General features: G+C 45.6%; 13 protein-coding genes. 2 read left to right on the forward strand and 11 right to left on the reverse strand.

Annotated elements, in window-relative coordinates:
* Positions 1-224 precede the first annotated feature (224 nt).
* On the reverse strand, positions 225-1,877 hold the full coding sequence (gene pgi, locus RH46_RS09785) for a glucose-6-phosphate isomerase (protein ID WP_006879274.1): 1,653 nt from the start codon (positions 1,875-1,877) through the stop codon (positions 225-227).
* 295 nt (positions 1,878-2,172) lie between these two features.
* Between pgi and RH46_RS09790 the strand changes: the two genes are divergently transcribed.
* The gene (locus RH46_RS09790) at positions 2,173-2,601 is read left to right on the forward strand and encodes a secondary thiamine-phosphate synthase enzyme YjbQ (protein ID WP_006879275.1); all 429 of its coding nucleotides are present in this window, start codon (positions 2,173-2,175) and stop codon (positions 2,599-2,601) included.
* 128 nt (positions 2,602-2,729) lie between these two features.
* Here RH46_RS09790 and RH46_RS09795 read toward each other — a convergent pair whose 3' ends face one another.
* Genes RH46_RS09795 through RH46_RS09805 form a run of 3 tightly spaced genes read right to left on the reverse strand, consistent with a single transcriptional unit; the run spans position 2,730 to position 6,412 of the window.
* On the reverse strand, positions 2,730-3,905 hold the full coding sequence (locus tag RH46_RS09795) for a BamA/TamA family outer membrane protein (RefSeq protein WP_006879276.1): 1,176 nt from the start codon (positions 3,903-3,905) through the stop codon (positions 2,730-2,732).
* A 4-nt stretch (positions 3,906-3,909) separates the two neighbouring features.
* Positions 3,910-4,986 carry an alanine racemase gene (alr, locus tag RH46_RS09800; protein WP_006879277.1) on the reverse strand — a complete coding sequence of 359 codons (1,077 nt, stop codon included), beginning with the start codon at positions 4,984-4,986 and terminating at the stop codon, positions 3,910-3,912.
* Between the two features lie 13 nt (positions 4,987-4,999).
* A complete protein-coding gene (locus RH46_RS09805; RefSeq protein ID WP_006879278.1) occupies positions 5,000-6,412 on the reverse strand; it encodes a replicative DNA helicase in 1,413 nt (470 codons plus the stop codon).
* A 173-nt stretch (positions 6,413-6,585) separates the two neighbouring features.
* On the opposite strand from RH46_RS09805, the gene RH46_RS09810 reads away from it, so the two are divergent.
* Positions 6,586-7,350, forward strand: coding sequence for a DUF481 domain-containing protein (locus RH46_RS09810; protein WP_086013130.1), 765 nt, complete (start codon positions 6,586-6,588; stop codon positions 7,348-7,350).
* Between the two features lie 93 nt (positions 7,351-7,443).
* Here RH46_RS09810 and rplI read toward each other — a convergent pair whose 3' ends face one another.
* The 7 genes from rplI to RH46_RS21785 form a co-directional block, all read right to left on the reverse strand.
* Positions 7,444-7,896, reverse strand: a complete 453-nt coding sequence (rplI, locus tag RH46_RS09815; RefSeq protein WP_006879280.1) for a 50S ribosomal protein L9 — start codon at positions 7,894-7,896, stop codon at positions 7,444-7,446.
* A 30-nt stretch (positions 7,897-7,926) separates the two neighbouring features.
* On the reverse strand, positions 7,927-8,154 hold the full coding sequence (rpsR, locus tag RH46_RS09820) for a 30S ribosomal protein S18 (protein WP_000090472.1): 228 nt from the start codon (positions 8,152-8,154) through the stop codon (positions 7,927-7,929).
* A gap of 16 nt (positions 8,155-8,170) precedes the next feature.
* On the reverse strand, positions 8,171-8,473 hold the full coding sequence (priB, locus tag RH46_RS09825) for a primosomal replication protein N (RefSeq protein WP_006879281.1): 303 nt from the start codon (positions 8,471-8,473) through the stop codon (positions 8,171-8,173).
* An 8-nt stretch (positions 8,474-8,481) separates the two neighbouring features.
* Entirely contained in the window at positions 8,482-8,862 is a 381-nt protein-coding gene (gene rpsF / locus RH46_RS09830; RefSeq protein ID WP_006879282.1) for a 30S ribosomal protein S6, read from the reverse strand.
* 208 nt (positions 8,863-9,070) lie between these two features.
* On the reverse strand, positions 9,071-9,550 hold the full coding sequence (bfr, locus tag RH46_RS09835) for a bacterioferritin (protein ID WP_006879283.1): 480 nt from the start codon (positions 9,548-9,550) through the stop codon (positions 9,071-9,073).
* 74 nt (positions 9,551-9,624) lie between these two features.
* Positions 9,625-9,813: a (2Fe-2S)-binding protein gene (locus RH46_RS09840; protein WP_006879284.1), complete on the reverse strand. Its 189-nt coding sequence runs from the start codon at positions 9,811-9,813 to the stop codon at positions 9,625-9,627.
* Positions 9,814-10,134: 321 nt separating this feature from the next.
* On the reverse strand, positions 10,135-10,258 hold a 124-nt coding region (locus RH46_RS21785; RefSeq protein ID WP_006878397.1), incomplete at its 5' end, for an EF-Tu C-terminal domain-related protein.

Raw genomic sequence — 10,258 nt, forward strand, 5'->3', positions numbered from 1 at the left:
CATGTCAACCCTTTTCTTTTAAATTCAGACAATTAAACCTAAATATTAGCCAGCGCTGCCTGCTACTTTCGACTCTCTCACCACAAGCTCCTCTCGAAGGACGAAGTCCGTTCTCGAAGCGCAGCGTTCTAATTTCTCAATCTCGGAGCGAAGCGTTCCAGCTTCCCAAAACAAAAACGCCAACCTTGAGGTTGGCGTTTTACATTTAGCGATCTCTGACGCTGTTAGGCTTTATACGCCTTAAACGCATTAATCAGACCATTAGTCGAGCTATCGTGCGAGCTGATTTCAGAATCATCAGCAAGCTCAGGCAGGATTTGGTTCGCTAGTTGTTTACCTAGCTCAACACCCCACTGGTCGAAGCTGAAGATGTTCCAGATAACACCTTGTACGAAGATCTTATGTTCGTACATCGCAATAAGGTTACCTAGAGTACGCGGAGTGATCTTCTTAACCAGAATAGAGTTAGTTGGGCGGTTACCTTCGAACACTTTAAATGGTGCAAGGGTTGCCGCTTCTTCTTCACTCTTACCTGCTTTAGCAAACTCAGCTTTTACAGTTTCTTCTGATTTACCAAACGCTAACGCTTCAGTTTGAGCGAAGAAGTTAGACATTAGTTTCTGGTGATGGTCTCCCGCTGGGTTGTGGCTGATTGCCGGAGCAATGAAGTCACAAGGGATCAGCTTAGTACCTTGGTGGATCAGCTGGTAGAACGCGTGCTGGCCGTTTGTGCCAGGCTCGCCCCAAATAATTGGGCCTGTTTGGTAAGTCACTGCATTACCGTCACGGTCAACGTATTTACCGTTAGATTCCATGTTGCCTTGCTGGAAGTAAGCAGCAAAACGGTGCATGTACTGATCGTAAGGAAGAATCGCTTCAGACTCTGCACCATGGAAGTTGTTGTACCATAGGCCAATCAAAGCAAGGATTACCGGGATATTGCTCTCTAGTTCAGTTGACGCGAAATGGTTGTCCATCTCGTGTGCACCATCAAGTAACTCAACAAAGTTGTCGTAACCTACTGCAAGCGCAATAGAAAGACCGATTGCCGACCATAGCGAATAACGACCGCCAACCCAGTCCCAGAATTCGAACATGTTGTCTGTATCGATACCGAATTCAGAAACAGCTGTTGCGTTAGTAGACAGTGCTGCAAAGTGCTTAGCAACGTGAGCCTGATCGCCAGCTGACTCCAGGAACCAATCACGAGCAGAGTGCGCGTTAGTCATGGTTTCTTGAGTTGTGAACGTCTTAGACGCAATCAGGAATAGTGTTGTTTCAGGATCAACTTTCTTTAGAGTCTCAACGATGTGCGTACCATCAACGTTAGAAACAAAGTGAAGGTTTAGGTGGTTTTTGTATGGCGCCAGAGCTTCTGTAACCATGTAAGGACCCAGATCAGAACCACCGATACCGATGTTTACGATATCTGTAATTGCCTTGCCTGTGTAACCTTTCCACTCACCGCCGATAACACGGTCAGTGAATGACTTCATCTTTTCTAGCACTGCATTTACAGCCGGCATTACGTCTTCGCCATCAACCATAACTGGTTTGTTGCTGCGGTTACGCAGAGCTGTGTGTAGTACTGCACGATCTTCTGTTTGGTTGATCGCTTCACCACTGAACATCGCTTCGATAGCCGCTTTAAGCTCAGTTTCATTTGCCAGAGCAAATAGGTGTTTCAGGGTCTCTTCGTTGATTAGGTTTTTAGAATAATCAACCAGAATGTCACTGCCGAAACGAGCAGAGAAATTTTCAAAGCGAGCTGAGTCTTGAGCAAAAAGTGCTTTCAGATCCATATCTTGTGCAGATTCGAAGTGCGCAGTTAGCGCGTTCCAAGCTTGTGTTTGCGTTGGATTGATATTTTTCAACATGGTTACTATCCCGATGTTACAGTAGGTTTTATTCCATACAGCCTAGCGAAAACTGGTGGAATCCCCGATTTAGCAAATAATAATATTAGGTATGTTAGGGCAAAATGCCACAAAACAAGACTTTGTAATTTTTTTTCAGGTGCACATTATGGCGCAGGGGCTTCTCACTCACTTTGAGTTAGGTCACGTTCCCTGCTACAACTTTAATCAAACACCGTCATTGCAAGTAAGATTCTACCATTAACCTTTACCAAGCTTAACACTAGAGCAACATCAATCTGTAACAGGTGTAAATATGTGGGCGCAAAAAACCATTCAGATCCCGGCTAAAAAGCGCGGGTTCCATTTGATAACCGATGAAATTGAACAACAATTACCGCAACTACGCGACTATTCCGTCGGATTATTACAGCTATTTATCCAACATACTTCAGCCAGTTTAACCATCAATGAGAATGCAGACCCAACCGTGAGACACGATATGGAGAAGCACTTTAATCACTTTGTTCCAGAGCGTGCCCCCTACTACAAACACACTTATGAAGGCGATGACGACATGCCTGCGCATATCAAAGCGTCAACGCTAGGTTGCAGTGTGATGATTCCGATCTCGAATGGTCGATTGGCGCTAGGGACGTGGCAAGGTATCTACTTAGGTGAACACCGTGACTACGGTGGTTCAAGGACTATCATTGCGACGGTTCAAGGGGAGCACTATCAGTAGCTCTGTGACAAGCAGGTCTGGACAAATGATATGTCTGGCTGACCTGCTTGTTATCTGCAGATGTTTATAGCAAGAGCCCTAACACTCAGGGCCTTGTTCAAATCAAATGTAACTGGATTTAGTTACACTTAAAAAGGTTGGTTTATCATTACGCGAAAAGTACCTTCGTCGGCTCCTTTAGCCACTTCTGCACGAACGACGATACCCTCTACCTGAAAACGTACCGCACCACCTACGTTCCACTTCATATCACTATGGAGGGTTTTAGCATCGTATTCATCAGCGACACGCCCTACCTCAGTAAACAGCACCCACTGCCACCATGGCAGGTCATAGTAGTTAATCACTGGAATATCATCCAGAGGCTGCCAATCAGGTAGAACTCTGTATTCCGCCGAGTAATGGATCGCTGAGCGACCGTGATATCGGCCACTGGTATAGCCTCGCAGACGATACAAACCGCCTAATCGAACCTGATCTTGCTCCGGTGGCTTTGCGCTGTTCCAGCTGGGAGTATCTGCGGTGTAAAAGTCGAACGCCAATACTTGCTGATCGAATAACTCTCCTAACGGCCCTAACGCGTAATACTGGCTATTTTGAAATTCCCATTTAGTCCAGATATCTTCGCTCTGCCAACTGTCAGCGCCCAGAGTCACTTCCAACGAGGTATGCGAGCCTTTGGTAGGGTTTCTGACACTATCGCGGTTATCCCAATCTAACGTCAGCTCAAGCCCTGTTGCCTGTTCAGTTTTATTGTAGATATCCAACTCTCGTGAGGAGTAGAACGGGGTCATAATCACCGAACTCACGCCCGATTCAACAGGTGAAGCAAACGCAACATCGCGAATTGGCTGGAATGCCCCCATCAAGCCATAGTCTTTAACATTGCCCCAAGGAAGCAGGTATTTAAACTCGACCTGATAATTCTGCTCAAACCCGTTAGTAATGGTTTGCTGACCAGTTTGTGAGTCGTTACTACCCTGCTCACCTAAGTAATACGGGTTGTCATTGAATTGCGCCTGATACATCTGAGTACTAAACAGCAGATTTTCGGAGAGCGCATAGTTAAAAGCTGAGACAAATCCAACATAACTGTCTTTATCTGAATAGAGCGCCATACCGAACAAGGCAGCTTGTGGTTGACCGACACCTTTAGCCACTCCGGCAACACCAAAAGTATGACCTAAGGTCTCAGTACTGAAATAGAAAGGCAGGAATGCAGAATCTTTCTCTGCACTCAATGAAGGAGCAGAAACAAAAAGACTGGCAGTAAATGCCAGCCTTATTAATGATTTGTACGACATTGGTTTACTTCGAATATTCCATGTCGACCCTTGAGGTCAACTTGGTCACTAATTCATAGGCAATGGTGCCAATATGGCCGGCAACTTCTTCAGCTGGAAGGTCTCTTCCCCACAGAATCGCTTCATCACCAACCTGATCTTTTGCGTCCGGCCCCAAATCAACGGTCAGCATATCCATAGAGACACGGCCTGAAATCGGTACTTTGCGGCCATTTACCAACACAGGAGTACCGTTAGGCGCTGTTCGCGGGTAACCGTCGCCATAACCAATCGCTATCACTCCGACTTTGGTGTCGCGCTCACTCGTCCACACACCACCATAACCGACGCTTTCACCTGCTTTAACATCTCTTACTGCAATCAGGTGCGACTTTAGAGTCATAACAGGTTGATAGCCAAGGTCCTGGGCTGTCTTGTCATTGAATGGAGAAACACCATACATAATGATACCCGGACGTACCCAGTCGAGCTGGCTGTCAGGCCATGCTAACAGACCGGCTGACGCGGCGAGTGAACGCTCACCTTCACAACCTTCAGTCAAGGTCATAAACAGTTCAGTCTGCTCGTTTGTAATTGGACGGTCGAGTTCATCAGCGCAACCGAAATGGCTCATATAGCGCAGAGGTTTAGCAACATTGTCGCAAGCTTTCAGTCGAGTAACGAAGTCACTGTACTGTTCAGGACGCACACCTAAACGGTGCATACCGCTATCAATCTTGAGCCACACGACAACAGGTGTTTCAAGTTCGGCCTGCTCAAGTGCGACTAACTGCTCTTCACAATGAACAACAGTCTGAATATTGTTGGTGACTAAAACTGGCAGGTCGCCTGGCGAGTAGAAGCCTTCAAGCAACAAAATAGGTTTTACCACCCCGCAAGCACGTAGTTGCAAAGCCTCTTCGATTCGCGCTACACCGAATGCATCGGCCCCTTTGGCGCTTTTGGCAACATGACGCAGCCCGTGACCATAGGCGTTGGCTTTAACCACCGCCATGATTTTGCTGCTTGGCGCCTGAAGTTTAATTTGCTGAAGGTTGTGCTGCAGTGCTTCTAAATCGATATACGCTGTCGCCGCTTTCATGTAGCTCATGGCGTTACTCATCATCCATATCAAACGCTGGACCAGCGTAATTATCAAAGCGAGACCACTGTCCCTGGAACGTCAGTCTCACTGAACCGATAGGACCGTTACGCTGCTTACCCAGAATGATTTCAGCCGTTCCTTTCATTGAGCTGTCCGGGTTATACACCTCGTCACGGTAGATAAACATGATCAAGTCAGCATCCTGCTCGATAGAGCCCGATTCACGCAAGTCCGAGTTTACCGGACGTTTATCCGCACGTTGCTCCAGGGAACGGTTAAGCTGAGATAGTGCAACAACAGGCACGTTAAGCTCTTTAGCCAGCGCCTTAAGCGAGCGAGAGATCTCTGCGATTTCTAAAGTACGGTTATCAGATAACGCAGGTACACGCATTAACTGAAGGTAGTCGACCATGATCATCGACAGACCACCGTGGTCACGTGCGATACGACGAGCACGGGAACGAACTTCGGTCGGAGTCAGGCCTGAGCTATCATCGATATACATATTCTTCTTCTGCATCAGAATACCCATAGTCGAAGAAATACGCGCCCAATCCTCATCATCAAGCTGACCAGTACGAATCTTGGTTTGGTCTACGCGTGATAATGACGCCAGCATACGCATCATGATCTGTTCTGAAGGCATCTCTAGTGAGAAGATAAGTACCGGCTTGTCTTGCGACATAGCGGCGTTTTCACACAAGTTCATCGCAAAAGTGGTTTTACCCATCGATGGACGAGCCGCGACAATAACTAAGTCAGAACCTTGCAGACCTGCCGTTTTCTTGTTGAGGTCAGTAAAACCAGTATCAACACCCGTTACACCATCTTGCGGTGTTTTATACAGTAGCTCGATACGCTCAAGCGTTTTCTCAAGGATGTTATCAACGTTCTGAGGGCCTTCATTCTCGTTAGTACGAGATTCAGCAATAGCGAAAACTTTACTTTCAGCAAGGTCGAGCAAGTCTTCTGAGTTACGCCCTTGTGGATCGTAGCCCGCATCGGCAATTTCATTAGCCACGCCAATCAAGTCTCGTACCAGAGCACGTTCCGCGACGATATCGGCGTAAGCATTGATGTTAGCGGCACTTGGGGTGTTTTTTACTAAGTCTGCCAGATAAGCGAAGCCACCTACCTCTTCGAGCTGCTCACGCAGTTCCAGAAACTCTGATAGGGTGATTAAATCGAGTGGCTTGTTGTCTTCTAACGTGGCTTTGACCGCCTCAAAGATGAGTCGGTGTGGGCGACTGTAGAAATCTTTAGCCACAACGCGCTCTGCAACGGTATCCCAGCGTTCATTATCTAGAAGAAGACCACCAATTACAGACTGTTCAGCCTCTAACGAATGGGGAGGGACTTTGATCGCGTCGACTTGTGCGTCGCTAAACTTTTTATTTCGATTATCTACTTTCGCTTCAGCCATGGGTCTGCTCAACAACTTGCTATAGATCGCTAATTATAACGAGAATGAAGCCTTTGTCTGTAGCCTTGCGTGAGTTTGTCGGCTTCTAATGTAGAATTAACCTCTTGCTGACCGTATTAACCCCATTTAAATCTACTATTGCGCCATTCAATTCATCAATTCCGAGGTATTTAGTGTCTAAAATTTGGCTAATGAGTGCTAGTTTAATGAGCTCTATGTTTGTCTATGCCGATGATAATGGACTAAGTAACACGGATATTGAGGTTCCTTCTCCATGGAACACTGAAGTTGAATTTGGCTATCAGGCTCATACTGGTAACTCAGACTCACGTTCACTTAACTCTCGACTCAGTGCTGAGTACGTTGAGGGACGTCATCGTACCTATGGTGAATGGAAGTATTACCTGCTGTATAAAGATGGCGAAGAGGATAAGCGTCAATCTAACTACACGGCTCAAAGTGACTACAAGTTAGGACCTAAAACCTACCTGTATGGCAGTTTCAAAGGCGTCGATTCGCGCTACAGCGCCTATTTTAAGGATTACACCCTGTCAGGCGGTCTCGGTTATCAGTTCTCAAATACTGAGAGCTTTGTGCTGGAAGCGGAATTTGGCCCGGGTTTTCGTTATCAGGAACCAAACCTGGATGAGATTGATGACGATGACATCATCTTCCCTGAGACTGTTCGTGAAGGGATCTTTCGCGGCAATATCAATAGTAGCTGGCAAGCACTCGACAACTTAGCTCTCTCAGCAGATGTCACTGTCGTCGCGGGTCACAGCAACGTCCGTACCGATACCGACATCAGTGTGACGAACAACATCACTGAAGACATAGCGCTTAAGCTATCTCACTCTCGTCAGTACCACGACAAGGTTCCAGAAGGGCTAGAGAAAGCCGATAGTATCTTCTCGGTCAATCTGCTGTTTGTGTTCTAAAAAAGCGACTAGCTGTTAATTAAAACCGACCTTTCTTCAGACATAAAAAAAGCACCTCTAAGAGGTGCTTTTAAAATACGTCTTGATACTGAATTAGTCAGCAGCAACAACTTGTAGAGTAACTGTAGCGAAAACTTCAGAGTGAAGTTGAACGCTGATCTCGAACTCACCGATGTTACGTAGAGCGCCTTCAGGAAGACGAACTTCGCTTTTCGCTACTTCAACGCCAGCTGCAGTGATTGCATCAGCGATGTCGCGAGTACCGATAGAACCGAATAGTTTACCTTCGTCACCAGCTTTAGAAGCGATAACAACTGCTTCAAGAGCGTTAACTTTCTCAGCACGTGCTTCAGCAGCAGCTAGTTGCTCAGCAACTTTAGCTTCTAGTTCAGCGCGACGAGTTTCGAACATCTCAACGTTGCCTTTAGTAGCCATAACTGCTTTACCCTGAGGGATAAGGAAGTTACGAGCGTAACCAGATTTAACGTTTACAGTGTCACCAAGACCACCTAGGTTACCGATTTTATCAAGTAGAATAACTTGCATTGTTTAATTCCTCTTTATAAAACGAACCGATTACTGATGCTTGTCAGTGTACGGAAGTAGAGCTAGGTAGCGTGAACGCTTGATAGCGCGAGCTAGTTGACGTTGGTATTTAGCACTTGTACCAGTGATACGGCTAGGTACGATTTTACCAGCTTCAGTGATGTAGTTTTTAAGAGTTGCTACGTCTTTGTAATCAATCTCTTGTACGCCTTCTGCAGTGAAACGGCAGAATTTACGACGACGGAAGAAACGAGCCATGGGCTATCTCCTGATCTTAAATTTGAGTAATGTTGTCGGCATGAAGCACTAATTTACCAACGCCATTTCGGCCGGTCTGATAAGCGACAAAGCCACTTACCTTAATGCTACTGCCTTGTACTAAATTCTGAGTGTTTGCTTGTGACCTTTGCCCGCTAACGACTACCGGCATACGACAATAAACTTGTCTCGGTAAGTCAGCTTCGATAACAGTAGAGCGATGCTCTAACCAAAATCGACAGTGTTCAATACCACCAGGGCTTTTACTACGAATGGGCGGCTTGGCAATGGTGCCACTCAGCTCCATTCGATTGGTCATAAGAAAAATTACTCAGCAGCTGCTTCTGGCTTAGACTCAGCACGCTCTTCGCGACGAGGAGCACGCTCTTCTTTCTGCTTAAGCATGATAGATTGCTCAGTGATCGCTGTTTTAGTACGCATGATCATGTTACGTAGAACTGCATCGTTGAAACGGAAAGCAGTTTCTAGCTCATCAATTACAGCTTGGTCAGCTTCAACGTTCATTAGAACGTAGTGAGCTTTGTGAAGCTTGTTGATTGGGTAAGCCAGTTGACGACGGCCCCAGTCTTCTAGACGGTGGATAGTACCGCCAGCTTCAGTGATTGAACCAGTGTAACGCTCGATCATGCCAGCAACTTGCTCGCTTTGATCTGGGTGCACCATGAATACGATTTCGTAATGACGCATTGGTTGCTCCTTACGGATTATTCAGCTTCCACAAATGGCCCGGTCGTCCAGAGGAAGCAAGGAACTAAAGATAATTGACCGAGTTTAAGGAGCACGAATAGTACAGAAAGAAAGCAGTTTAAGCAAGAGAAATTGTGATAGGGATCGGCAGCGAAATTTATTGAGCTTATTAGATCGATTTTCGCCGCCGATAAGACGCATTTAGCGTTTAGTCATCTTCGTCAACATACTGAGCTTGTAGGTAGTTCTGGATACCAGACATATCGATCAGACCTAACTGAGTTTCAAGCCAGTCTACATGTTCTTCTTCGTCTTCTAATATATCCTGGAACAGATCACGCGAGACATAATCGTGAGTATCTTCTGCGTAGGCAATAGCGTTTTTAAGATCAGGAATCGCGGCCATCTCAAGCTTCAAATCACACTCAAGCATTTCCTTAGTATCTTCGCCAATCATAAGTTTGCCGAGATCCTGTAAGTTAGGTAGCCCTTCTAAAAACAAAATCCGTTCGATGAGATGATCGGCATGCTTCATTTCATCAATCGACTCATGGTATTCCTTTTCTGCCAGGTGCTTTAAGCCCCAGTCTTTGTACATACGAGCGTGGAGAAAATATTGATTGATTGCGATGAGTTCGTTGCCGAGTACTTTATTGAGATGTTGGATAATGATTGGATCGCCTTTCATGACATAAGCCCTCCTCTTTGGCTCTTTTAAATGTAGAACCAAATGAGAAGCTGTCAAAAAGGCTCAGCTATAAATTAGCTGGCTTGCTTGATTTGCAGGTACTCAGTTTCAGCTAAGATTTCTTTAGTCGGTTTAATGCACTTACCACACTGGGTGCCTAGTGCTGTACATTTCTTAATTCCTTTAATATCTGTAATGCCTTCATCAATGGCTAACTGTCTAATTTTCTTGTCCGAGACACCGTGACAAAGACAAACGTACATATCTTAATTTTCCAAGACTACTTAACAGAGATTAAATATAAACAAGAATTGTTATCGTTACCAGTTGTATTGACAAGTGTCCCAGAATATTTGGTTATAACGCTGATGTTGCCAGACCAAAATTTCAATAACTTATCGCTACAAGGCCGATATACTCTAACGCTACATAAGAATTGCTTATTGTTATCAGACAATTATGTAAAACGTTAAGATGAGTTTGCTTATAACTAAAACGAAAAAGGGAAGCCGAAGCTTCCCTTTTTCAGATGCGTGTTCTTCAAAATTGAAGAAGCGTGCAAATCTTCAAATAATTCTTAAGAATTAAGCGAAGATCTTAGCAACAACACCAGCACCAACTGTACGGCCACCTTCGCGGATTGCGAAACGTAGACCTTCGTCCATCGCGATTGGAGCGATTAGTTCAACAGTCATCTTGATGTTATCG

The sequence above is a fragment of the Vibrio brasiliensis LMG 20546 genome (assembly GCF_000189255.1).
GTDB lineage: Bacteria > Pseudomonadota > Gammaproteobacteria > Enterobacterales > Vibrionaceae > Vibrio > Vibrio brasiliensis.